Origin of the sequence: Kitasatospora sp. NPDC048286 (genome assembly GCF_043201735.1) — a bacterium.
Classification (GTDB): Bacteria; Actinomycetota; Actinomycetes; order Streptomycetales; family Streptomycetaceae; genus Kitasatospora.
This window is the reverse complement of the sequence record NZ_JBICZE010000015.1, coordinates 98,956-121,983: the sequence shown is the minus strand read 5'-3', so window position 1 is coordinate 121,983 and position 23,028 is coordinate 98,956. Positions and strand designations below refer to the sequence as shown.

Sequence of the window (23,028 nt, the reverse complement as noted above, 5' to 3'; positions counted from 1 at the left end):
GAGACGCACGGCCCATGAGCACCACCAGCCCCAGCCCCGCCTCCCCCGGAGCCAGCGGCGGTGGCGACCTGCCCTACCGGCTGGTCGCCACCGACCTCGACGGCACCCTGCTCACCAGCGGGGAGACCGTCTCCGAGCGCACCCGCGCCGCCCTGGCCGCGGCCACCGGCGCGGGCGCGCTGCACATCATCGTCACCGGGCGCTCGGCGGTCTGGGCCCGCCCGGTCTTCGACGAGATCGGCTACACCGGGATAGCGGTCTGCGGCCAGGGCGCCCAGGTGTACGACGCCGGCGCGCACAAGCTGCTCACCTCGCTCACCCTGGACCGGCGGCTCGCCGCGATCGCGATCGAGAAGATCGAGGCCGAGACCGGCCCGCTGGCCATCGCCGCCAACCAGGACGGCCTCGACGGCCAGGTGCTGGCCGGCCCCGGCTACGAACTGCTGATCGGCTCCGACCTGCCGGTCGTCCGGGTCGAGCGCGGCGAGCTGTTCGACGCCCCGCTCAGCAAGCTGTACATCCAGCACCACGCCCTCACCGACGACGCCCTCGCCGAGGCCGCCCGCCGCGCCGCCGGCGACCTGGTCGGCGTGGTGATGGCCGGCGCCGGCGTGGTCGAACTGCTCCCGCTCGGCCTGTCCAAGGCCACCGGCCTGGCCGTCGCCGCCCGCCGCCTGGGCGTCCGCGCCGCCGACACCATCGCCTTCGGCGACATGCCCAACGACGTCCCGATGTTCGGCTGGGCCGCCCACGGCGTCGCCATGGCCAACGCCCACGAGGAACTCCTCGCCGTCGCCGACGCCGTCACCGCCAGCAACGACGAGGACGGCGTCGCCGAGGTCCTGGAGAGCCTCTACCCCCAGTAGTTGTCGGGGCCGGCGGCCCTGAGTGCAGCACGGGTGGCCGCGTCCGTCCACGGCTCCAGGCTGTCGTCGGTGCCCAGGTTGATATAGAGGGCCTGGGCGTGAATCAGGTACCGGTGGTCGGTGGTCTTCCTGCCGGTCTGGGTGGCCCGGCTGACGTCCACGCCCGCGTCGCACAGTTCGGAGCCCGGCCCTTTGTTCGGGCACCAGAAGTCCCAATCAGTGCTGTACGCGGTGGAGAGGGTGTTGAGGGCCGCCTCGGCGGTCCGGGCATCCGCCATCGGTTTGACCTGGACGATCACCAGGATCTTGGCGTCGGTGTCCCGGTAGGTCCCGACGATCTGGTTCACGCAGCCGCCGTTGCTCAGCACGGTCTGGACGTTCTTGCTCATGTCGGCCGTCACACAGCTGTGCAGCCCCCCGCTCGCCTTCTCGTAGCGCACCCCCTTGGCGTCGGTGAACGCGTCGGCGAGCAGCGCGGTGTGGGTCAGCGGGGTGCGGTCGGTCCCGGCGTCGTCGAGCGAGGCGGGGTCGAAGGCCGGGGTGCTGGGCGTGTACGTGGGCGTGTAGGTCGGCGTGTAGGTGCGCGTGGGCGTGTACGTCGGCGTGTAGGTGGGCGTGTACGAGGGGCCGGAGTCCGCCACCGGGGAGTCGGACCGGTTGTGGACGACCGCGAACACGATCGCCAGGACGACGGCCGCGAGGACCGCGGCGACGCCGATGCCGGCGGCGTACGGCGTCCTGGTCGGCACCGGCGCGCCCTGACCCCAGCTCGCGGCCGGCGCTCCCACCGTACGAACGGGGGCTGACGGGGCTGACGGGGCTGACGGTGCGTACGGGATGGACGGGGCCGCGGCGGCCGGGGTGGTGGAGGCGGTGGCGGCGGCCGCCGTGAGGTGCTCCGCCCAGAGCGCCGGGGCGGGTCGGCGGGCGGGGTCCGGGTCGAGTCCGGCCCGGGCGAGCTCGCCGAGGGCGGGGCTGAGCGCGGTCAGCGCGGCCGGGTCGACGGCGCTCTGGTCGCGGGCGAAGAGCCGTACGGCGAGCAGCGCCAGTTTGTGGGCGTCGCCCGCCGCCGTCCCGCGCTCCTCGCCGTGCGGGAGCTGCCAGTCCGGGGTCTCGACCTGGGGCAGGACGGTGGCGCCGCGCAGCCGCACGGCGTCGCAGTCGATGAGGAAGCAGGCGGCCCGGCCGCCGTCGGCTCCGGTGGCGAAGAGCAGGTTCTTCGGGGACAGGTCGCCCACGGCGATGCCGAGGCGGTGCAGCCGGGACAGCGTGGTGGCGAGGTCGGCGAGCAGTCTCAGGCGGTCGCGGTCGCTGACGGTGAGGCCGACCCGGGCGACGTAGTCGTCGTCGTTGAGCAGGAACTCCAGGGTGGCCAGCCGCCTGGTGGGCGCGGTGGCACCGCCGAGGGCGTGCAGGTCGAAGTGGAAGCGTTCGGGGGCGGCCCCCATCAGGAAGCCGCAGGTGCGGCCCCGCTGCCGGACCAGGGTGGTGGGCCAGGCGGCCCGGTCGAGGAGCCAGCGGGCCTCGGCCGGGTCGAGTTCGGCGAGCAGGGCGACCATCGCGGTCAGCGCGTCGGTGTCGAGCCCGGGGAGGGTTTCCGGGCGGTACTCCTTGTAGGCGACGGCGTGGCCGTCGGCCCGGTCGGCCACCTCGTGGACGGTGCCCTGGCCGCCCTGCCCGAGGCGGCGGAGCAGGACCAGGTCGTCGTGGTCGACGGTCCTGACGGAGCGGCCGTCCGTCATCGCTCCTCCCCGGCGGCGTGCGGCCAGACGACCAGGAGGGTCCGGTCGTCGTCGAAGGTCTCGCGGGAGAAGTCGAGCAGGTGGGCGAGCCGGAGCGGGGTGGGCGGCTCGGCGAGGGCGTCCGCGAACAGGGCGCCGACCAGGCCGTCCCCGTCGCCCAGCGGGTCGCCGAAGCCGTCGGTGCCGATCAGCAGGGCGAGTTGCGGGGTGAGCCGGACGCTGGTGCGCTCGATCGGGTCGGGCACGGTGGGCAGCGGGGTCACCTCGGTGCCGATCAGCGGGGTGTCGCCGGCGGACTTCGGGTCGAAGAGCGGGTGGTAGCGGCCGTGCGGGAGGTCGAGCAGCCAGGCGCCGGAGTCGCCGATCCGGCAGAGCTCGACGACGGGGCCGGCCGGGTCGGGGTGGACCACGCCGGTGACCAGGGTGGTCGCGTACAGCCGGGAGACCTCGGCCGGGTCCGGTTCCCCGCCGCCCAGCCGCCAGCGGGCGACCTGCCGGAGCCGTCGGGCGGCGTGCCGGGCGACGTCCGGGAAGTCCACCGGGCCCGGGCTCGCGGAGAGCAGGTGGAGCGTGCGGGCGAGGGCGGCCCGGCAGGCCTCGATGGCGCCGAGTTCGGCGCTGGTCGCGGCCGAGACGCCGTCGGCGACGGCGAAGGCGACCGCGCCCGTGGGCTGGTGCAGGGCGGCGCGCGCGGCGTCCTGGCGCGGACGGCCGTAGTAGCGGTGCTTGGCGCCGCGGACGGAGGCGAAGCGCACGGCCAGCGCTTCGGTGGACCAGCCGTCGCACTCGGTGTCGGGGAAGTCGTAGGCGGGCTGGCGCGGCGGCCTCGGTTCGAACTCGATCCCGGGCGTGCCCACGGCGATCCGCTCCCAGGGGACGGCGGCGGCCGGACCGGGCCCCTGCTCCGGGCCGGGCGCCCGCTCCGGGCCGGGACCGCGCCGGGTCACTGCCCGACCTCGTCGATGGCGAGGACGAACTGGTCGGGCCGGTTGACCACGAGGTGGGGGTTGGCCGAGCCCAGGGCCTGACCGGAGGCGACCAGGCTGGTGGTGAGCGCGTGGAAGAACTCGCCGATGGCCCGGCCGAGGTCGATGCCGGACCGGGCCACGAAGGCGAACTCCGGGCGGGTCGCCACCGCGAGCATGGTCCGGGGCTCGGCCTCGCCGATGCCGCAGGCGATGATGTTGGGGGCGGTCGGGGTCCGCTGGTGGTCGGTGAGGAGGGCGTGCGCGTCCCGCCACTCCTCGCCGTCGGTCGGCTGGCCGTCGCTGAGCAGGAAGACCACCGGGCGGTGCACCTTGTACCCCTGGCCGCGCAGCCACCGGACGTCCTCGGGGATGCGGTCCAGCAGGTCCTCGAAGACCGCCCGGTAGACGGTCAGTCCGCGGATGACCACCTGGGGCAGCCTGGTCTCGGTCCGCATGTCGGTCACCGCGAGGCGGATCCGCACGTCGTCGGAGAAGCCGAGGACGGCCAGCCGCAGTTTCGCGGCGATCATCGGCTCGGCCCGCAGCCCCTCGCACAACGAGACCAGGCCGCCGGAGAGTTCGGCCAGGTACGGTTCCATCGAGGCCGACTCGTCGGCCAGTACGTAGGCGGGCAGCAGGACACCCTTGGTCTCGGCCACCGCACTCCCCCTTCTTGTCGGGTGGACCTCTTCCTTGCGCGGCCGGCCGACTTCCCGCGTCGGCCGGCCGACGGAGCGGCTACGGGAGCAGCGAGCGGACCGCCTCGTCCAGGTTCTGGATCTCGGCGGCCACCGCCGTGGTGGCGACGACGCCGGCCCTGGCCCGGGTGAGGAAGCGCAGCACCTGGTCCCAGCGCCGGGCCGGGGAGGCGACCTCGGCCTGGAGGTCCTCGGCAGCCTGTGCCTGGCTGCTGTCCGGTTCGCTGTCCTGGCGCAGCCGGTCGGCGAGCGCGAGCACCCGCCGGGCGAGCGCCTCCTCGTCGACCTCCCCCGCACCGGAGTTGACCGTGACCGAGGAGTTCCGGCCCGCCGCCACGGGCGAGTCGGTGAAGTGGACGGTGGCGTGGCCGCTGACGTGGAAGCCGCCGGAGGTGTTCCGGTCCTCGCTCATGACTTGGCCTTCCCTCCTTCGGGGCCGCGGGGCGCCAGCATGGCGCGCACCCGGCTGCCCGCCCCGGCCGCGACCGGGGAGTTGACGAAGCTGATCCTGGCGTTGCCGGAGGTGAAGATGCCCCCGTTGTAGATGACGCTCTGGCGTTCGCGCAGTTCGGAGATGTCGACCTGGTGCTCCTCCAGGAAGTCGATCAGGCTGTCCAGGATCCGCCGCTCGACGACCTTGGTGTACATCTGGTGGTCGATCTGCTGGTAGTAGCGGTGGAACCTCGAGTCGGCCGCCAGCTGCCGGATGCTGGCCATGGAGCCGTAGTTGAAGGCGCTGTGCCGGATCTGGCGCAGCTGGTCGCCGTCCGTGAGCCGGGCCAGGAGGGGCGCGAAGGGCAGGGCCAGCACGTAACCGGTGCCGCGCACCAGCCTGCCGGGCATGCTGGTGAGGGACATCCGGGCCAGGGCGGTCAGTTGGCGCCAGGTCGGCCGGTCGAGCAGGTGGTCGACCAGGTGGTAGGCCTCCTTGACCGGGGGGAGCATCGAGGAGGCGCCCTCGACGAAGAGCACGTCCTTGGCGGGGCTGAGGCCGAACCGGACGGTGCTGGTGGTCACCACCTCGCTGCCCCAGCCGGACACCGTCGTGACCAGGTAGGGCCGGGCCCGGGCGGCGCCGTCCTCCCGCAGCCGGTCGACGAGGGCGGCCGGCAGCTCGGGGGACGGCCGCTTGGTCGGCCAGGGGAGCAGGAAGCCGCGGACGGCCGGGTCGAGGCCCAGGGACAGGTCGGCGCCGCTGACGAAGATCCGCTCGCGGACGTCGACCCCGGGCAGTCCGAGCGACTCCACCGCCCTGGTGATCTCGGCGGTCAGCTCCGCGATGGAGAACGGCAGGACGCGGTCGGCGTGCTCACCGGGCCGGTCCACCGGGATGGTGAAGTTCCAGGTGTCGAGCAGCCGCCCGTACCCGAGGAAGGGCTCGAAGCCGGAGAAGATCGTGACGTTGCCCCTGTGGTCCAGCCCGGCCAGTTCGCGCAGCTGCGCCTCCTCCTTGGGCCGGGTGGCCACCGGCGCCCGCGCGGGGTCGAACGCGGAGCGGCTCAGCCTGGGCTTGATCACGCCGAAGTAGGCGGTGAGCTGCTCGATGAGCACGACGGCCCAGGCCACCACCAGGAGCGGGACCAGGACGACCGGCAGGTCGAAGGGGAGCAGCGAGGGGTCCGACCGGGGGACGGTGTAGACGCCGGGGTAGCCGGGGAGGGGGACGGGCGCGTCCGCCTGCTCGAAGGGGTGGAGGAAGAACGAGGCGACGATGCAGGCCGCGATCAGGGCGAGCAGCACCTTGGTGGTGGTGTGCCGGGTACGGGCGGCGACGGCGTAGCGCAGCACGCAGGCCAGGTCGACGTCGGGTGAGGAGGCGACGGCCCGGCGCGGCTCGCCGAGGACGGTGTCGATGGCGCGGCGGGCGAGGGCGCTGTCCATCTGTACGGCGGCGCACAGGTAGCGGGTGGCGTCCGAGGCGCGCGGGGGCGGGCCGAGCGGGGACGCCGGACTGCCGGGGACGGGGGTCGGCGCAGGGCCGCCGGCGGCACCGGCGGGGGTCGGGTGAAAGGTCGGGCCGGCCTGGGCGGGGGCCGGTGCGGGGGCCGGTGCGGGGGTCTTCCAGGTGCTGGTGGGGGCCCGGTGGAAGGCCGTGGCCGGGTCGGGGTCCGCGCGGCACCCCGTGCAGGGCACTCCCGGAGGGTTCACCAGCCCGCAGGTCGGACAGGTCCAGGTGTCGAAGGTGCTCATGATCGACCACCCTTCGGTGAGGGTTCGTGTGACGTAACTACCCGCTCCACGACGAAACCTGACCTGTCATCAGGTGGCGAATCCGCCGGCGCGCAGAATCCGGTCCGCCAGGGCCCGCGACCGGCGCACCCCGCGACGCCCGGCTCGGCGCCCGACAGGCCCGCGGGGCAGTTGTAGGATGACCGGGCAAGCGGTTGTAGGATGACCGACGACCGATGGTGGCGAGATGCGGTGGGAAGGGAGGTCCGGCATGAGCGGCGGTCTGCAGGCGGCCGGGCGGCGTTCCCTGGTGGACACCGCGATCGAGCAGCTGCGGGAGCAGCTCGCGGGTGGGACGTGGCCGGTCGGGTCGCAGATCCCCACCGAGCACGAGCTGGCCGAGCAGCTGCGCGTCGGACGGAACACCGTCCGGGAGGCGATCCGGGTGCTGGTGCACGCCGGAATGCTGGTCTCCCGGCAGGGTGAGGGCACGTTCGTCCGCTCCACCAGCGATCCGGCGTCCGTGCTGCGCGGCGTCCAGCGCTCCGGCATCCGGGACGTCCTGGAGGTCCGTGCGGCGCTGGAGACCGAGGGCGCCCGGCTGGCCGCGCTGCGGCACACCCCCGAGGACGTCCGGCGGATGCGCGCGGCCCTGGCCCGTGAGGCCGAGGTGTTCGCGAAGCACCCCGAGCGGGCGAGCCGCGAGGCGACCGTCGAGCACGACCTGGAGTTCCACACCGCCGTCGTCGAGGCCGCGCACAACCCCGCGCTGGCCGAGGTGTACCGCTACTTCGGTGCCTCCGTCCGCGAGGCGATGACCTCCGCCTTCGGCGACCACGACATGCCCGAGGCGGTCGTGGCGACCCACGAGGACCTGGTCGACGCGATCGAGAGCGGTGACCCGGACCGGGCCGAGGCGGCGTGTCGTGCGCTGCTCGCCGGCCCGACCGCGGCCGTCGAGCAGCTGCTCGCGGCCATCGCGGCCCGGAAGTAGGACGGCGCGAGCCTCCCCTTCCACCGTCCGCTTCCACGCACATCCACGAAAGAACAGCACATCCATGGCCGTCACCCGTGCCCAGCAGCCGGTTGTCACCGCTCCCGCCCCGGTCCCCGTCCGCGCCCGGCTGGCCCATCCGCTCCTGCTGCTGACCGGCATCGTGCTGGTCGCGCTGAACATGCGCGCCTGCCTGGCGGCGGTCTCCCCGATGGTCGGCGAGATCCGGCAGACCTTCGGCCTGTCCGCCACCGTGGGCGGGCTGATCACCACCGTCCCGGTGCTCTTCCAGGGCGTCGGCGCCCCGCTCACCCCCCGGCTGACCCGCCGCTTCGGCGCCGAGCGGGTGGTGCTCGGCGCGGTACTGGTGCTCGGCGCGGGCGTGCTGCTGCGGGTGCTGCCCTCGGTGGCGGCCCTGTACGCGGGCTGCGTGGTCATCGGCGTGGCCATCGCGGTGCTGAACGTGTCGATGCCCGGTCTGGTCAAGCGCGAGTTCCCGGACCGCGCGGCCGCCATGACCGGCGTCTACTCGACCACCATGCTGATCGGCGCCACGCTCGCGGCCGGCACCTCCGTCCCGCTGGAGCACGCGCTCGGCGGCGGCTGGCGGGCCTCGCTCGGCGCCTGGTCGCTGCTCGCGCTGATCGCGGCGGTGGCCTGGCTGCCGCAGGTGCTGCGCGCCCGCCAGGAACGGCAGCAGGAGCAGCAGCGGGGGACGCCGGCCGCGGCCGCCGCGGCCGCCAAGCCGATCGAGGGCATCTGGAAGTCCCCGCTGGCCTGGCAGATCAGCCTCTTCATGGGCATCTCGTCGCTGCTGGTGTACACCCTGGTCGCCTGGATGCCGACCATCCTGGCCGAGCACGGCATGGACCGCGGGCAGGCCGGTCTGGTCTTCGCCTTCTCCAACCTGGTGCAGGTGGCGGGTGCCTTCCTGGTGCCGCTGATGGCCGGCCGGATGACCAGCCAGCGCGCGCTGGCGGTGGCCATGGTCGCGCTGAACGGGACCGGCATCGCCCTGCTGCTGGTCGCGCCGGTCTCCGCGGCGTGGGTGTCGGCGACCATCCTGGGTGTGGCCCAGGGCGGTTCGCTGGGCCTGGGCCTGGCGTTCATCGTGCTGCGCACCCGCACCGCGGCCGGTGCCGCCCAGCTGAGCGGGATGTCGCAGGCGATCGGGTACCTGGTCGCGGCGGCCGGCCCGGTCGGCGCGGGCGCGCTGCGCCAGCTGACCGGCGGCTGGGAGACCCCGCTGGTGCTGATGCTGGTGCTGGTCGTGGTGGTCGGCACGGCCGGCTGGGGCGCGGGCCGCAACCGGACGCTCTGAACCTCCGAGCACAACGGCGGTGGGGGGGGGGGGCCGGGGGGGGGGGGGGGCCCCCCCCCCGGCGGGGGGGCGGCGGGGCGGGGGGGGGGGGGGGCGGGCCCCCCCCCCCCCCCCGGGCGCCCCCCCCCCCCCCCCCCCCCCCCCCCCCCCGGGGGGGCGGGGGGGGGGGGGGGGCCCCCCCCGGCGGCGGCCCCCCCCCCCCCCCCGGGGGGGGGCCCCCCCCCCCGGGGGGGGGGCCCCCCCCACCGCCGTTCGGGGCTCAGCGCTGTACCGGGTCCGGTACGGCGCTCACTCCTCGCCGGCGAGCGTCATCCCGGCCAGCTTCACCGAGGCGAACACCGTCGCCGCGACGGTGACCACCAGCAGCAGCGGTACGGCCGCGCCGAGCGAGACGTCGGCGCTGATCGCGTTCTGTCCGGCGACCGCCTCGGCCACCGAGCGGCCCCACTGCTGGATGCTCAGCGTCCGGGCGCCCTCGACGAAGTTCCCGATCGTCGACTCCCAGATCAGGGCGTACGCCAGCCCGGCCACCACGGCGTGCCGGGTGACGACGCCGAGCAGCAGGAACACCGCGCTGTACACGGCCCCGGCGACCAGCACCGCCACGGTGTAGCCGAGCGCCACGCCGTCCTGGGTGCCGACCAGCAGCAGCCCGGCCAGCAGCGTCGGGACGACCGAGAACAGCCAGGTGACGCCGATCGCGACGACCAGTTTGGTGGTGACGATCCGCCACCGGGGCAGCGGCTTGGCGAGCAGGTAGACGATCGAGCCGTCGTCGATCTCGTTGGCGATCACCCCGGTGCCGACCACCAGCCCGAGGATCGGGACCAGGGTGCCGAGGCCGAGGGCGCCGATGATGTTGTCGGCCGTGTCGTGCGGGTCGGCGCTGGAGACGCTCGCGACGGCCGAGACGACCAGCAGCAGGGCGGGGACCACCAGCAGCAGCAGGCCGCGGCGACGGCCCAGCAGCCCGCGCAGGGTCAGCCTGGCGACGGTGGGGTTCATGGTCGGTCGGCCCCTTCCTGGGCAACAACGGTCCTGGCGGCGGCGCTCACGCGGAGACCAGGTACGAGAAGACGCTCTCCAGCGATTCGTCCGCCGGGGAGACGGTGTACAGCCGGATGCCGGCCTCCCGGGCGACCCTGGGCAGCAGGGTGGTGAAGCCCTGGAAGTTGACCGCTTCGATCCGCAGTGCCCGCTCCCGCTCGTCCACCTCGATGCCGGTGGTGGAGCCGTCGGCGATCAGCGCGGCGGCGAGCCGGCGGTCGTCGCTGGAGCGGACCAGGTAGCGGTGCGGGCGGTCGGTCATCAGCCGGCGGATCTTGCGGAAGTCGCCCGAGGCGGCGTGCCGTCCGGCGACCACCACCTCGATGTGCCGGGCCAGCTGCTCGACCTCCTCCAGGATGTGGGAGGAGAACAGCACCGTCCGGCCGTCCGCGCCGAAGCGGCGCAGCAGGTCCATCAGCTGGAGCCGCTGGCGCGGGTCCATGCCGTTGAAGGGCTCGTCGAGCAGCAGCACGGACGGGTCGTGGACCAGGGCGGAGGCCATCTTGACCCGCTGCTTCATGCCCTTGGAGTAGGTGCCGGTGCGGCGGTCCTTGGCGTAGTCCATCTCCACCAGGTCCAGTGCCCGGCGGGCGGCGGCGCCCGGCTGGGGCAGGCCGTGCAGTTCGGCGTTGGCGAGGACGAACTCCCAGCCGGTCAGGTAGTCGTACATCGACTCCCGCTCGGGCACCAGGCCGATCTGCCGGTACACCTGCTGGTTGCGCCAGATCGGCGCGCCGTCCAGGGTGACGGAGCCGCTGGAGGGGGCCAGGAAGCCGCTCATCATGTGGATGAGCGTGGACTTGCCCGCCCCGTTGGGCCCGAGCAGGCCGGTGATGCCGGGGCCGATGGCCATGGTGATGTCGTTGACCGCGACCACGTTCCCGAACCAGCGGGAGACCTTGTCGATGCTGATGGTGGCCATGCCGCCCTCTCAGACGTTCCGATAGCGGCGCAGCAGCAGCCGGTACGAGCCGACCACCATGGCCGCCGCGACGAGCGCGAACACCGCCAGACCGAGGCCGCCCGGCGCGTGCCGGCGGTCGAGTCCGTCGCCGAGCCCGAACAGCTCGTTGACCAGGGACTCCACCAGGTCGGTGGGCGAGATCAGGGACACCCACTGCGCGGCGTCGGAGTCGGTCGTGCCGGTGTGGCTGATCCCGACCACGGCGGCGCCCAGCGCGGCGCTGACCGCCAGGTAGCCCATGATGGCGGCCACCCCGAAGCCCCGGCGCGGGGTCGCGGCCGCGATCACCACGGCCACCGAGGTCGGCACCAGGGCGTACAGCAGGGCCGCGACCAGGCCGTACAGGAAGTGCCCGGTGTTGTGCGCGAAGTCCATCCCGCCGAGCAGCGCGCCGATGTACAGCACCAGCAGCGGGGCCGCCATGAGCAGCAGTTGGGCGCAGACCATGGCGCCGAACTTGGCCCGGACGTAGTCGGTGCGGGTGATCGGGCGGGAGAAGTAGAGCGGGACGGTCTGGTAGCGCAGGTCCCGGGAGAACAGCACCGGCGCCTGGGAGGCGAGGAAGACCGAGACCACCAGGCTGAGCATGGAGAGGTAGCCCGCGTACTCGACCGGCAGTTCTTCGCGCTTCATCACGACCGACAGCGCCACCATGATCAGCGCGGGCACGGTGATCACGCCCAGCACCAGCATCGGCAGCACCTTGGACTTGCCGGAGCGGCCGAGCCCGTACGCGGCGCGCAGGCTCTGGGTGAAGAGCGCGCGGGTGGCGTAGGAGCGGCCGAGCCGGGGGCCGGTGTAGCCGCGGTAGCCGATGTCGTGGATGACGCCGGTGTCGGTGGACCTGGCCTCAGGAGGCAGCGACATCGTCCGTTCCTCCCTTGCTCTGCTCGGTGTCCTCGTTCCGCTCGGCGCCCCCGGAGTCGGTGAAGAGCTCGGCGACCCGGTGCCGGCGCTGCTCCAACCGGACCAGGCCGAGGCCCAGTTCGGCGACGGCGTCGCGGATGGTGTCGTACGTCGACTCGTCGGCCAGCCGGACGAGCAGCTGGTGCGAGCCCTCGGACTGGACGGACAGGCCCGCCACGGCGAGCCGCTCGCGGACCTCCGGGCCCGGCTCCCGCCGGTGGTCCTGCGGGAAGTCGCCGACCTCGACCGCGAGGACGGCCGTCGCCCCGGTGAAGGAGGCGGTGGAGGAGGAGCGCAGCAGCTTGCCGCCGTCGATCACGACCAGGTGGTCGCAGGTCCGCTCCAGCTCGCCCAGCAGGTGCGTGGTGACCAGCACCGAGATGCCGAAGTCGGTGTGCACCCGGCGGATCAGCGCCAGCATCTCGTCCCGGCCGGCCGGGTCGAGGCCGTTGGTCGGCTCGTCCAGCAGCACCAGCTTCGGGTCGTGCACCAGCGCCTGGGCGAGCTTGACCCGCTGCTTCATGCCGGTCGAGTAGCCGCCCATCGGGCGGTACCGCTCCTCGTACAGGCCGACGTGCCGCAGGGTGTCCGCGGTGCGCTCACGGGCCGCGGTGGCGGGCAGGCCGGCCATCCGGGCCATGTGCACCACGAACTCGGTCGCGGAGACGTCCGGTGGCAGGCAGTCGTGCTCGGGCATGTAGCCGACCTGGGCGCGGATCTCGGAGCCCCGGGTGGCGACGTCCAGACCGAGGACCTCGCCCCGGCCGGAGGTCGCCGGGGCGAGCCCGAGCAGGATCTTGATCAGAGTGGACTTGCCCGCGCCGTTGGCCCCGACCAGCCCGACCACCCCCGGCCGCACCTCGACGGTGAGCTGGTCGAGGGCGGTGACGCGGGGGAACCTCTTGGTGAGGCCGTCCGTCGTGATGACAGCTGTGGACACGGACACAACGTAACGGTCTTGTGCGGTACGGGTCATGAGCTGGAATGACGAGGCCGTCTGCTGCTGCGGTATGACGTCGGCCCCCCTCACCCCTAGGGGTTCGGCACAGGCGGAACCGCCTGTACCCTTTGTCGAACTCTTGACGTACTTGCCGAGTTCTTTGCCGACGGGGGTGCCGGAACAGCGTGCCGGCACGGAGGGGAAGCGATCGACATGTCTGATCGGGCGACCGCGTTCGACCGGATGATGAACCCTTGGGCCTACGACGCCGACGGGAACCTGACCGCCCAGGCCCGCGCCCAGGAGACGGCCCGCACCCAGCTCAACTCGGCCGCGGCGGCGGGCGGAGGAGGCGGCGGAGGCGGAGGCTTCAGCGCCGACCCCGACGCGCTCACCACCGCCGGGAACAACTCCGACCAGATCCACGCCCGCCTCAACACCGACGGCCGGGGCGCCGACGAGGCCACCGCCAAGGTCTCCACCTCACTCGCCAACTGGAGCACCGGAAAGGCCGCGGCGGGCGCCGCCGGCACCTGGGACCAGTGCGTCGCCGCGCTCGGCGGCACCATCGGACAGACCACCCAGGCGCTGCGCGCCACCGCCGGAAACTACCGCCAGAACGAGTCGGCCACGCAGGCCGGCTTCACCGGCTGAGAGGAGTCCCGTCATGGTCGACTTCCACGAACTCAGCACCGCCGACTTCGGCGTGCTGGACTCCGCCGCCACCGCCTGGACCACCGTCGCCCAGAAGCTCCACTCGCTGGACAGCGACTGGGACAGCACGGTGATAGCCAAGGTCAACTCGGCCTGCTGGAGCGGCCCTTCGGCCGACCAGGCCCGCCCCGGCCTGCAGCGCACCAACGAGCAGCTGACCGCCGCCGTCACCGAGGCGAACGCCTTCGCCTCGATCTTCACGGAGGCGTCGACCGAGTTCAAGGCCGCCAAGGCCAAGCTGGACAAGGCCGTCGCGGCCGCCCGGACGGCCGGCCTGACCGTCACCGACAACGGCACCGTGAGCTGGCCCCCGGCCGACAACGCCACCCGCCACGACTACGAGGCCATGCGGGACTACCAGCGGGAGTGGGGCGACAAGGCCGAAGCCGCCCGCAAGGAGATCGACGCCGCCGTCGCCGAGGCCACCGCCGCCGACGAGCGGATCGCCTACGCACTGCGCGCCGACAGCATGACCGACCAGCAGAAGTCCTTCAACGGCAAGGCCATCGGCGGCGGCCCCGAGGCGGACGGCAAGCGCGCCGCCCAGCTCGCCGCCCGCGGCGGGGACATCACCGAGCCCGAACTCACCGAGCTGAACTCGCTGTTGGCCTCGCACGGCAGCGACCCGAAGTTCGCCACCAAGTTCTACCAGGACCTCGGCCCGGACGGCCTGATCAAGTCCTGGAACGGCATGGTCGGCGACCCGGCGCACCCCTGGGACGCCAAGGACCCGCGCTGGAAGGCCTACGAGCAGCTCCAGAAGAACCTCGGGCTCAGCCTGGCCACCGCCACCCGCACCACCAACGAGCCGCACCTGTCCGACGAGTGGGCCGCCGCCCTGCGCAAGGCCGGCTCCCAGCCGGTCTGGGACAAGCCGTACCGGGCCTCCGGCCTGGACTACGTGCCGTACGGCTACCAGGTGCTCTCCGGCATCCTGATGAACGGGAACTACGACGCCCACTTCATCAACCCGATCGCCGAGCACGTCACCCAGCTCGACACCCAGGACCGGTACTGGCCGGCCCCGATGCCCGGATCCAAGATCCACGGCTTCAACCTGACCGGCGGCGACGAGGCCGGCTCCGGCTTCCGCCCCACCACCGCCATCCTGGAGGCGCTCGCGCACAGCCCGGAGGCGTCCACCAAGTTCTTCACCGAGCAGCCGACCGCGTACAACCAGGACGGCACGGTCAACCAGGGCGGCAAGCCCAAGCCCGCCGACTACTTCACCTACTACTCCCACGACAAGGACTGGATCCCCGACACCACCTCGCGGGACTCCAAGGTGTGGGACGCGAGCAAGCAGGCCGGCCCGGCCGCCTTCGGCCGCGCCCTGGAGGCCGCCACCACCGGCCACCCGTACGACGAGCCGGGCCCGATCCCGCCGGCCAAGCACACCTCCGAGCAGGCCGACCTGATGAACCGGGTCGTGGACACCTTCGGCCGGCACGGCGGCGACGGCGCGCTGGACGACATCAAGGGCGACGGCAAGCTCGCCGCGATGCGCGGCAGCCTCGGACACATGACCGCCGAGTACATCGGGGACGTGCAGAACTCGCTCTCCCACGGGCACGACCTGCCGGTCAACGGCTCCCCGGCCACCCTCAACGCCTCGTCCGTGGCCGGCCTGCTCGACGCCCTCGGGCGCGACCCGGACGCCTACGGCGCGGTGGCGAACGCCAACCAGGCGTACACCACCGCACTCATCCGCGGCCACCTGGACAGCGGGCAGACCGACTTCGCCCGGCTGGAGTCGGACATCAAGCACAACGCGGAGTCCGGCGGCGTCGTCAGCGGCTACCTCAACCAGGCCCGGATCGACGAGGTGCAGAACCAGCACGCCGTCTCCGACAAGGAGTTCAACGACGCGCTGGAGAAGAACGTCGGCTACGGCAAGGACGCCTTCAACGCCGTCATCGGCAGCGTGACCGAAAAGATCCCGCTCGGCGGCGAGATCGCCGGCGCGCTGGTCGACGAGATCGCCGACAGCGTGATCGAGGCCAACAAGCACGACACCACCGAGGACGGCCGCCAGGAGAGCCGCGACCACACCGCCGACGCCGAGGGCCGGGTGGCCAAGGGGGCCGACCAGGCGGTCCGGGACGCCGGCGACGGCACCGGGATCTCCCGCCAGGACCTCGACCGGCTCGCCAACAGCGCCCGGGACAGCGCGCTCCAGGGCATGGCGCGCGGGACGGCGAACAACAGCAGCACCAACGCGAAGGGCGACGCGTGAGCGGGCTCCCTGGCCGGTGGGCCGGGCGCCTGCACGATCCGCTGCTGCTGCCCGCCGTGCTGGTCGTGGCGGTGGCGGCCGCCGGCTTCGTCGGCTACCGGGACTGGCAGGGCCACCGCCCGGCCGAGTCCGCCGGCCGGTCGGCCCAGCTCTGCCACCTGCCCACCGGCCCCGACACCCCGCTCGGGCGGCTGCTGCCGGACGGCGACCAGGACTCCGAGGAGCGGACGAAGTCCGTCGTCGGCGACGACCCGCGGACCTGCGCCATCCGAATCGACGGGCGCACCGTGCTCACCCTGACGTCGGTCGGCCGCCGGGGCGAGCTCGCCCTGGGCACCGAGGCCGCCAAGCGGCCGGACGCGCGCACCTTCGAGGTCGCCGGCCTCGGCGCCTCGTGGCCGGGCGGCGCCGCCGCGGCCGCGGGCTGCCTGACCGGGAAGCACGATCGGTACGACTACTTCGAGCTGGAGATCGTCGCCGGGGAGGCCGTCCGCACCCCCGGCGGCTCCGCCGACGGCGTCCGGGCCGACCTCGAACAGCTCGCCCGGGCCGCGCTGGAGGAGACGAGGAAGGAACAGTGCTCATGAGGCACCCCCGGGCCCTGACCGCCGGCGGGGCCGCGCTGCTGCTCGGCGGCGGCCTGCTCGGCTGGCACCTGCACCTCGACCACACGTCCTACCGGCCGCCGGCCGTCGCCCTGTCGCACGGCGAGTGCCGGGGCCTGCTCGACGACCCGGACGTCGCCAGGGTGCTGGGCGGCGCTCCCCGGGTCTACGTGCAGACGGACTACCGGACGGCGGACGAGACCAACCCGGCCTCCGTACGGTGCTCGGTCAACGGCGAGGACGGACGGCTGCTGACCGCCGAAGCGTCGTTCGGCGTCGTGCTGCCCGGCGGCGACAGCGCCGGGGCGGTCGACTTCGAATGCACCCTGGACGGCAAGCGCACGGGCTACCGGGCCGTCGTCACGCTCACCGGCAAGGACGGCAAGGCCGTCGCGGACGGACCGGGCCGGGCGCGGATGGGCAGGATCGCCGGTGGCTTCGCCGAGCGCGCCGCCGGGAAGCAGCTCGGCTGCGCGGGCGGTGCCGAACGGCTCCAGGTGATGTGAGCCGCCCGGCACCGCCCCTGGCGCGCGTCAGCTGTGGGCGCGCTCCCACAGCTCGGTGACCTTGCCGGAGGCGTCGAGTGCCACCTTGTAGTCGCCGACGCCCGAGCAGGGGTAGGAGCCCTTGACGTTGGTCGGATCGGCGAGGCACTCGTTGACGTGCTTCACCAGGTCGGCCACGGCGACGTCCTTCGGCGGGGCCAGCACCGAGCTCAGGTGGCCCTTGGCGGTGGGCGCGATCGGGGCGCTCTTGTCCGCGCCCACGGGCTCGAAGACGACGTCGTTCACACCGCAGGCGTCCTTGGTCTCCTTGTAGACCAGGGTCGTCGCGCTGGTGCCCTTCACCGGGTACACCCACTTCTGCCCGGCGGGCAGCGGCTCGTGGGTGCAGAAGCCCTCCGGCTCGTCGGAGGGCTTCGCGCTCTGCGCGGGCTTGCCGGTCGGGGCGGGCTTGCCGCTCGCCGCCGGGGCGGAGCCGGCGCCGGTCGGGGCCGCGGTGGCCGGGACGGCGCCGGCGCCGGTCGGAGCGGTGGTCACCGCGGTCGACCCGCCTCCCGCGCCCTGGTCCGAGTTGTCCGGGCCGCAGGCGGCCAGTCCGAACGCCGCGGCGGCGACCAGGGCGGTGGCGAGCAGTTTCCCGGAGCTGGAAGAAGGCATGACGAAGAACCCCCCGTTGTGACGCATGATCAGTTGTCCTGTGCGGCGGACAGACTAGCGCCCCGGCCCGACACCGTCCCCGACGGCGGCGCTCAGCCCAGCTGGGCCAGCCCCTCGGTGGCGATCCGCTCGAAGACCGCGAGGTCGTTCTCGAAGATCGAGTCGGGGATCGGCCAGTGGATCACCAGCTCGGTGACGCCCAGCTCCCGGTAGGTGCCCGCCCAGTCGACGAAGGCGTCCACCGACTGCAGCGGCTTCTCCGCCGTCGAGCCCTGGAGCAGCACCTTCTCCAGCGTCCCGGCGTCCCGTCCGACGGCCTCGCACGCCGCCGTCAGCTTCTCGATCTGCCGCGCGACCACACCGGGCGCCTCCGCGACGGGCACGTCCGCCGGGCCCTTCGGGTCGCCGTACGTCACCCAGCCCTGCCCGTACTCCGCCGCCAGCTTCAGCCCGCGCGGCCCGGTCGCCGCCACGTAGAACGGCACCCGCGGGGTCTGCACGCAGCCGGGGACGTTCCGCGCCTCGACCGCCGAGTAGTACGCGCCCTCCCGGGTGGTGGCGTCGTTGCGCAGCAGTTCGTCCAGCAGCGGCAGGAACTCCCCGAGCCGCTCCGCCCGCTCCCGCGGCGACCACGCCTCCTGCCCCAGCGCCGTCGCGTCGAAGCCCGTCCCGCCGGCCCCGATCCCCAGCGTGAACCGCCCGCCGGACACGTCGTCCAGCGTGATCAGCTCCTTCGCCAGCGTCACCGGGTGCCGGAAGTTCGGCGAGGTGACGAGGGTGCCGAGGCGCAGCCGCTCGGTGGCGCAGGCCGCCGCCGTCAGCGTCGGCAGCGAGCCGAACCACGGCTCGTCCTGGAAGGAGCGCCAGCTCAGGTGGTCGTAGGTGTACGCGGCGTGGAAGCCGAGCTCCTCGGCCCGCCGCCAGATCTTCTGCCCTTCGCTCCACCGGTGGACGGGGAGGATCACGGTGCTCAGTCGCATGGCGACGACCCTACGGCAGTGAACCGTCGTCATCGTCGACGCGGATTCAACGCCGCAGCCAGCTCAGCAGGGTCGTCGCCGTGAACACCGCGCCCGATGCCAGACAGACCGCGCGCGGGGTCAGCCACCCGGGGCCTGCCAGGGGCCGGGACTGCGGGACCGGAGCCAGTAGCGCGTCCGCGAAGGCCTGGGCGGTCGGCGGTCGGTCCGCCGGCTCGACGGACATCGCGGTCCGTAGCAACAGGGAGACGTTCGGCGGGATCTCCGCTCCGGCCGGGAGCGCCGGCAGCGTCGAGGCGGTCGGCTGGTCGGTCATCAGGGCCGTGGCGCGTCCGCCCGGGCCGAACGGCTTCTGCCCGGTCAGCAGCTCGTAGGCCACGACGGCCAACGCGTACACGTCGGCCCTCCCGTCGAACCCGCCGGTCTGGAAGGCCTGTTCCGGTGCCATGTACGCGGGCGTGCCCGTGGTCACCGTCAGCCCGGACGCGTCGGCCAGGTTCTTCGCGCTGCCCAGATCCGCCACCAGCACCGCGGCGGGCGCGGGGCCGTCGGCGAGCAGCAGGTTGGACGGCTTGACGTCGCGGTGCACCACGCCCGCCTCGTGCAGGACCTGGACCGCGTAGCCCGCCTCCGCGGCCAGCCGCAGCGCCTCCTGCGGGTCGCACTGCCCGACCCGGTCCGCCAGGGTGCCGCCGCGTACGTAGTCCATGACGAAGTAGGGCCGGTCCTCCTGCACCCCGACGTCGTGCACCCGGACCACCCGCGGGCTGGCGATCCGGCGCAGCAGCCTCGCCTCCGCCAGGAACCGCTCGCGCACATCGGCGTTGGCGGCCCAGTTCTCGGCCAGCACCTTCACCGCGACCTCGGTGTCGAGCTCCGGATCGTAGGCCTTCCAGACCGTCGCGAAGGAGCCGGCTCCGAGCCGCTCCAGGAGGAGGTAACGGCCGAGCTTGCGCATGTGGCAGCATTCTGCCGGAGTCGGGGGGAGCGCGGAACTCCCGTTCGATGGACGGGATGCCGGGCGGGATGCCGGGCGGGACGGAACGGGGGGATCCGGGTGTTCGAGGAAGGCGAGCTGGAACGGCTCGTGACGGCTGCTCAGGCGGGGGAGCCGGGGTCGACGGAGTACCTGCTGGCCAAGCTGCGGCCGGTGGTGCTGCGCCGCTGCTCGCGCTTCCTGCCCCACCACGCCGACGCGGAGGAGGCCGCGCAGGACGCGCTGCTGTCCATCAGCACGCACCTGCACGAGTACGGCGGCCGCGGCTCCTTCCTGGGCTGGGTGACGGTGATCGCCTCCAACGCCGCCCGGTCCACCTACCGCTCGATGCGCCGGCGCGCCGAGGACAGCCACGCCGACCTCCCCGAGTCCGTCGACCCGCGCACCACCAGCGTCATCGCCGGGACCCGGCTCGACGTGATGGAGGCGCTGGCCGCGCTGGAGCGGCGGCACCCCACCCTGGTGGAGGCCTTCGTGCTGCGCGACCTGGGCGACCTGACCTACGTCCAGGTGGCCGAGGAGCTGGACGTTCCGTTGGGCACGGTCAAGGACCGGATCCACCAGGCCCGCCGCTTCATGCGCGAGCGTCTGGTCACCGGCCTGTGAACGACGGTCCCGCGGCGGGCCGCGGCCGCGTCGCCGTCCGGCGCCGGTCCGCCGTCGCCGCCCTGGTGGCCGCGGCCGCGCTCGGGCTGGCGACCGGCCGCTTCGTCCTGCCACCGCCCCCCGGCGCCACCTCGCACCCGGCAGCGCGGTCGGGTACCGCGGCCGGCGGGGCGTCCCAGGACGCGTCCGCTCCCGCGACGCCCGGCGTGTCCGTCCCGACGCCCGAGTCCTCGGCCTCCGGCTCCGGCCCCGCCTCGCCGACCGGTGCGACCGGTGCGACCGGTGCGACCGGGCCGATGACGACCGCGAACCTTCTGGGACCCGCGGCGTTCGACCCGGACGTCGACCCCGGGCGGATCCACGTCACCGACCGGTACGGCGACGGTGCCTACGCCAACGCGGCCTGCTCCGGCGAGAAGACCCTCACGCAGACCCTGGGCGGGCCCGGTGCCCACTTCCGCGGACTGATGACCAGCCCCCGCACCGTCCCGGAAGACCCCACGTGGACCGCCGCCGGCATCGCCGACCAGGTCGCCCGCGAGGTCGCCGCCGAGGCCCGGAGCCCTTCCCTGGCGCAGAACGCCGCCGACCGCCTGCTGCTGGAGGAGGTGCCCTGCCAGGAGGCGACGCCAGGGCACTGGGTCTACGGCAGGACCACGACGGTGCGGCTCGCCCCGGACGTCACCGCGAGCTGGATGGGCAGCTACCAGGGAGACCTCAACACCACCGGTACGGCGCCCGAGGGCAAGGAGCCCTGCGGCGGCATCGCCGTGCTGCGCAGCGGCACCCACTACGCGGTGCTGGAGGTCCACGCCTGCCTGGGGACGGCCGCGATGGACCGCGTCGTCAGGACCGCTCTGTCACAGCTGTGAAACAGCCGGTCGGGACTCCAACTTTCCCTTCTCCGGCGGCATCTCCCCGGTTGTACGAGGACGCAGCAGGCGTCCCGACCAGCAGGGGGACCAGATGACCGAGAACCAGACCGTCCAGCAGAAGTCCGTTCGCCGCAACCGGGTCGCCGCCGCGGCCTGCTTCGCCGCCGCGCTGATCACGGTCGGCGTCGTCGGCACCCAGTCGGCCACCGCGGACGGGGCCACGCCCAACGCCGCGCGCCCGACCGCGGTCGCGGTCGCCGCGCCCGGACTCGGCTCCGCCGACCTCGTCCAGAGCGAGGACTTCCGGCAGGGCCTGAACCCGGTCGGCGCGACCGTTTCGCTGACCGGACGCGAGGGGCTGTCCGCGTGCTCCGGCGAGGAGACGATGCGCGACCTGACCAAGGGCACGGCCACCGGGTACGCGTCCGTGGCCTGGACCTTCGACACCCCCGGCCGACTGGCCGAGTCGGCCGCGAGCGCCCCCACCGGGACCGAGGCCGCCACCTGGGAGCAGCAGCTCGTCGCACTCGTCCAGGAGTGCCAGGACGAGCCCGCCGGCCACTGGTACTACGGCGCGGCCCACACCCTGACCACCAACGGCGGCACCGCCCACTGGTATCTGGCCTACAACGGCGACGGCACCGTCAGCGGCGGGGCCGCCGTCCTGCGCAGCGGCACCAAGGTCGCCATCGTCGAGCTCACCGGCCGTCCCACCGACGCCCCGGCCTACGTCGAAGGCATCGTCACCGCGGCACTGAACCGCCTCAACTCCTGAACGGCGGCCCCGCTCCGCCCGCGCCGGCGGGCGGAGCGGGCCCCGGACATCGAAGCGGCTCACTTGCCCGGGCTCCCCCGGGCCCCGGTCCGCCGGAACGGCGGAGGTCGAGCGGGTCCGTGGTGTCCGAGGGCGGGCGCGCTCGGCGCCCCGGTCAGCCCCGGCTGCTCGCGAAGGGGTCGACGTTGAGGTCGCCGCAGACGCTGAGGGTGCCGTTGTCGACGCCGCCGGTCACGGCCACCTGCACCTGCTGGGTGGTGTTCGGCAGGATGATCGAGACCTTGGAGCCGGTCACCGCGCACACGTAACGGCCGGAGGCGGTGGCCTGGCCGTTCACGTCGCTGTAGAGCAGATCCGCGGTGGCCTGGGCTCCCGGGGCCAGCGTCACCGGGGTGTTCGGGCCGCCGTCGTGACGCACGGCGTCGATCGGGGAGGACTTGCCCTGGTCGTCGGCGAGTTGGACGCCGGGGAAGCCGCTGAGGGTGCAGTTGCGCCCGGAGGTGTTGACCGCGCGGATGATCGCCGTGGCGGGCTGCTGCTCGGAGGCGTGGGACGTGGGGCCGGCCACGCTGAGCTTCACGTCGGCGGGGGTGCAGCTCTTGGAGCCCGCGGCGGTGCCGGAACCGCCGGAACCACCGCCCGTCGTCGCACTCGCCGCGCCTGAGGACGCGCCGGCGCCCGAACTCGCCGCGGCCGTCGCTCCGGACGCGACCGGGCCCGCCGCCGAGGGCGCGGAGCCCGCCGCCTCCGAACCGGCGCCGGGCCCGTCGCAGGCGGTCAGCGCGAGGCCGGCGGTCAGGGCTACGGCGGCGGTGGCGATCAGGCGTGCTGCGGTGCGCATGTGTGTTTCCCCCCGAGGCAGGGCTTCCCTGCCGTATCCGTGTCGCTCGTGTTCGTAAACCTTCCTCACCAGTTGTATCGGGCGGAGATCCACAGCTCCATGCGTCGGCTGTCACAGCCGTGCCACAGCGGTGCGGCGGCGGAGCGTGCGCGCGGTGGAGACCCGGTGAACACGGGGATCGGCGTGGTCGGGTGCCCGGTCGCGTGCCCCTGCCCCCACGCGGGAGCGGTCACGCGTGTCCGTGACCCGGACCGCGTCCCCGCGAAGACGTGGCTGGGCGGCGGTCCGGCGGTTCGGCAGAGTTCCTCGTGCCGGCAGACGACACTGCGGCGAACCCAACCGAGACCGAGGGAGAACGCCATGAGCGAGATCACGAACACCGAGCTGCTCCGCGTCGACGCGATCGTGCAGGACCTGGTGGAGCTCGACGCCACCGAGTACGGGACCGAGGCCCTGTCGATGACCCAGGCCACCTTCTCCGACTACAGCTGAGTCCGGCCGCGGGTGGTGGGGGGGGGGGGGGGGCCCCCCCCCCCCCGCCCCCGGGGGGGGCCCCCCCCCCCCGGGCCCCCCCCCCGGGGCGGCGCGCGGGGGGGGGGATTGGGGGGCCCGGCGGCCCCCCCC

24 protein-coding genes are annotated in these 23,028 nt (G+C 73.8%); 11 read left to right on the top strand and 13 right to left on the bottom strand.

From position 1 onward, the window contains the following. Positions 1–14: 14 nt before the first annotated feature. The gene (locus tag ACGF13_RS31420) at positions 15–866 is read left to right on the top strand and encodes an HAD family hydrolase (protein ID WP_392881667.1); all 852 of its coding nucleotides are present in this window, start codon (positions 15–17) and stop codon (positions 864–866) included. Here ACGF13_RS31420 and ACGF13_RS31415 read toward each other — a convergent pair. The 5 genes from ACGF13_RS31415 to ACGF13_RS31395 all read right to left on the bottom strand — a co-directional run bounded on the left by ACGF13_RS31415 (position 854) and on the right by ACGF13_RS31395 (position 6,464). Beyond that, on the bottom strand, positions 854–2,608 hold the full coding sequence (locus ACGF13_RS31415; RefSeq protein ID WP_392881665.1) for a lipopolysaccharide kinase InaA family protein: 1,755 nt from the start codon (positions 2,606–2,608) through the stop codon (positions 854–856). The two genes, ACGF13_RS31420 and ACGF13_RS31415, sit on opposite strands and share 13 nt — an antisense overlap. Next, the gene (locus ACGF13_RS31410; RefSeq protein WP_392881662.1) at positions 2,605–3,555 is read right to left on the bottom strand and encodes a protein phosphatase 2C domain-containing protein; all 951 of its coding nucleotides are present in this window, start codon (positions 3,553–3,555) and stop codon (positions 2,605–2,607) included. Before ACGF13_RS31410 ends, ACGF13_RS31415 begins: the two co-directional genes overlap by 4 nt. Continuing rightward, positions 3,552–4,235 carry a hypothetical protein gene (locus ACGF13_RS31405; RefSeq protein WP_392881660.1) on the bottom strand — a complete coding sequence of 228 codons (684 nt, stop codon included), beginning with the start codon at positions 4,233–4,235 and terminating at the stop codon, positions 3,552–3,554. The genes ACGF13_RS31410 and ACGF13_RS31405 overlap by 4 nt, the downstream gene beginning before the upstream one ends. A 79-nt stretch (positions 4,236–4,314) precedes the next feature. Beyond that, positions 4,315–4,686, bottom strand: a complete 372-nt coding sequence (locus tag ACGF13_RS31400) for a hypothetical protein (RefSeq protein ID WP_392881658.1) — start codon at positions 4,684–4,686, stop codon at positions 4,315–4,317. After that, positions 4,683–6,464 (bottom strand): hypothetical protein, encoded by a 1,782-nt coding sequence (locus tag ACGF13_RS31395; RefSeq protein ID WP_392881655.1) that lies wholly within the window; start codon positions 6,462–6,464, stop codon positions 4,683–4,685. Before ACGF13_RS31395 ends, ACGF13_RS31400 begins: the two co-directional genes overlap by 4 nt. Positions 6,465–6,714: 250 nt before the next feature. On the opposite strand from ACGF13_RS31395, the gene ACGF13_RS31390 reads away from it, so the two are divergent. Together ACGF13_RS31390 and ACGF13_RS31385 are read left to right on the top strand one after the other, a co-directional pair. Continuing rightward, positions 6,715–7,437 carry a FadR/GntR family transcriptional regulator gene (locus ACGF13_RS31390; protein WP_392881653.1) on the top strand — a complete coding sequence of 241 codons (723 nt, stop codon included), beginning with the start codon at positions 6,715–6,717 and terminating at the stop codon, positions 7,435–7,437. A gap of 64 nt (positions 7,438–7,501) precedes the next feature. Then, positions 7,502–8,758, top strand: coding sequence for a CynX/NimT family MFS transporter (locus ACGF13_RS31385; RefSeq protein ID WP_392881650.1), 1,257 nt, complete (start codon positions 7,502–7,504; stop codon positions 8,756–8,758). Between the two features lie 288 nt (positions 8,759–9,046). Here the strand turns inward: ACGF13_RS31385 and ACGF13_RS31380 are convergent, their stop codons facing one another. From ACGF13_RS31380 to ACGF13_RS31365, 4 genes are read right to left on the bottom strand one after another with little or no spacing between them, the layout of a single operon-like run. Beyond that, positions 9,047–9,763 carry an ABC transporter permease gene (locus ACGF13_RS31380; protein WP_392881648.1) on the bottom strand — a complete coding sequence of 239 codons (717 nt, stop codon included), beginning with the start codon at positions 9,761–9,763 and terminating at the stop codon, positions 9,047–9,049. Positions 9,764–9,809: 46 nt separating this feature from the next. Further along, positions 9,810–10,727, bottom strand: a complete 918-nt coding sequence (locus ACGF13_RS31375) for an ABC transporter ATP-binding protein (RefSeq protein ID WP_392881646.1) — start codon at positions 10,725–10,727, stop codon at positions 9,810–9,812. Between the two features lie 9 nt (positions 10,728–10,736). Further along, positions 10,737–11,636: an ABC transporter permease gene (locus ACGF13_RS31370; protein ID WP_392881644.1), complete on the bottom strand. Its 900-nt coding sequence runs from the start codon at positions 11,634–11,636 to the stop codon at positions 10,737–10,739. Beyond that, entirely contained in the window at positions 11,620–12,651 is a 1,032-nt protein-coding gene (locus ACGF13_RS31365) for an ABC transporter ATP-binding protein (RefSeq protein ID WP_392881641.1), read from the bottom strand. The genes ACGF13_RS31370 and ACGF13_RS31365 overlap by 17 nt, the downstream gene beginning before the upstream one ends. 177 nt (positions 12,652–12,828) lie before the next feature. On the opposite strand from ACGF13_RS31365, the gene ACGF13_RS31360 reads away from it, so the two are divergent. The 4 genes from ACGF13_RS31360 to ACGF13_RS31345 are packed head-to-tail and all read left to right on the top strand — an operon-like array spanning position 12,829 to position 16,676. Next, positions 12,829–13,269, top strand: coding sequence for a hypothetical protein (locus ACGF13_RS31360; RefSeq protein WP_392881638.1), 441 nt, complete (start codon positions 12,829–12,831; stop codon positions 13,267–13,269). A gap of 13 nt (positions 13,270–13,282) precedes the next feature. Beyond that, positions 13,283–15,565: a hypothetical protein gene (locus ACGF13_RS31355; RefSeq protein WP_392881636.1), complete on the top strand. Its 2,283-nt coding sequence runs from the start codon at positions 13,283–13,285 to the stop codon at positions 15,563–15,565. Then, on the top strand, positions 15,562–16,152 hold the full coding sequence (locus ACGF13_RS31350) for a hypothetical protein (protein ID WP_392881634.1): 591 nt from the start codon (positions 15,562–15,564) through the stop codon (positions 16,150–16,152). The genes ACGF13_RS31355 and ACGF13_RS31350 overlap by 4 nt, the downstream gene beginning before the upstream one ends. Next, on the top strand, positions 16,149–16,676 hold the full coding sequence (locus ACGF13_RS31345; RefSeq protein WP_392881631.1) for a hypothetical protein: 528 nt from the start codon (positions 16,149–16,151) through the stop codon (positions 16,674–16,676). The genes ACGF13_RS31350 and ACGF13_RS31345 overlap by 4 nt, the downstream gene beginning before the upstream one ends. Before the next feature lie 27 nt (positions 16,677–16,703). Here ACGF13_RS31345 and ACGF13_RS31340 read toward each other — a convergent pair whose 3' ends face one another. The 3 genes from ACGF13_RS31340 to ACGF13_RS31330 all read right to left on the bottom strand — a co-directional run bounded on the left by ACGF13_RS31340 (position 16,704) and on the right by ACGF13_RS31330 (position 19,268). Beyond that, complete coding sequence (locus tag ACGF13_RS31340; protein ID WP_392881628.1) at positions 16,704–17,330, bottom strand: hypothetical protein; 627 nt, start codon at positions 17,328–17,330, stop codon at positions 16,704–16,706. A gap of 92 nt (positions 17,331–17,422) precedes the next feature. Beyond that, complete coding sequence (locus tag ACGF13_RS31335) at positions 17,423–18,310, bottom strand: LLM class flavin-dependent oxidoreductase (protein WP_392881626.1); 888 nt, start codon at positions 18,308–18,310, stop codon at positions 17,423–17,425. Between the two features lie 46 nt (positions 18,311–18,356). Then, positions 18,357–19,268, bottom strand: a complete 912-nt coding sequence (locus tag ACGF13_RS31330; protein ID WP_392881624.1) for a serine/threonine-protein kinase — start codon at positions 19,266–19,268, stop codon at positions 18,357–18,359. 129 nt (positions 19,269–19,397) lie between these two features. Between ACGF13_RS31330 and ACGF13_RS31325 the strand changes: the two genes are divergently transcribed. The 3 genes from ACGF13_RS31325 (at position 19,398) to ACGF13_RS31315 (ending at position 21,563) form a co-directional block, all read left to right on the top strand. After that, positions 19,398–19,913 carry an RNA polymerase sigma factor gene (locus ACGF13_RS31325; RefSeq protein ID WP_392881622.1) on the top strand — a complete coding sequence of 172 codons (516 nt, stop codon included), beginning with the start codon at positions 19,398–19,400 and terminating at the stop codon, positions 19,911–19,913. After that, positions 19,910–20,785: a hypothetical protein gene (locus tag ACGF13_RS31320; protein ID WP_392881619.1), complete on the top strand. Its 876-nt coding sequence runs from the start codon at positions 19,910–19,912 to the stop codon at positions 20,783–20,785. Before ACGF13_RS31325 ends, ACGF13_RS31320 begins: the two co-directional genes overlap by 4 nt. A 94-nt stretch (positions 20,786–20,879) precedes the next feature. Beyond that, on the top strand, positions 20,880–21,563 hold the full coding sequence (locus ACGF13_RS31315) for a hypothetical protein (protein WP_392881617.1): 684 nt from the start codon (positions 20,880–20,882) through the stop codon (positions 21,561–21,563). 154 nt (positions 21,564–21,717) lie between these two features. Here ACGF13_RS31315 and ACGF13_RS31310 read toward each other — a convergent pair whose 3' ends face one another. Continuing rightward, on the bottom strand, positions 21,718–22,404 hold the full coding sequence (locus ACGF13_RS31310; RefSeq protein ID WP_392881615.1) for a DUF4232 domain-containing protein: 687 nt from the start codon (positions 22,402–22,404) through the stop codon (positions 21,718–21,720). A 360-nt stretch (positions 22,405–22,764) separates the two neighbouring features. On the opposite strand from ACGF13_RS31310, the gene ACGF13_RS31305 reads away from it, so the two are divergent. Beyond that, positions 22,765–22,896 carry a hypothetical protein gene (locus ACGF13_RS31305; protein ID WP_392881613.1) on the top strand — a complete coding sequence of 44 codons (132 nt, stop codon included), beginning with the start codon at positions 22,765–22,767 and terminating at the stop codon, positions 22,894–22,896. Positions 22,897–23,028: the final 132 nt, after the last annotated feature.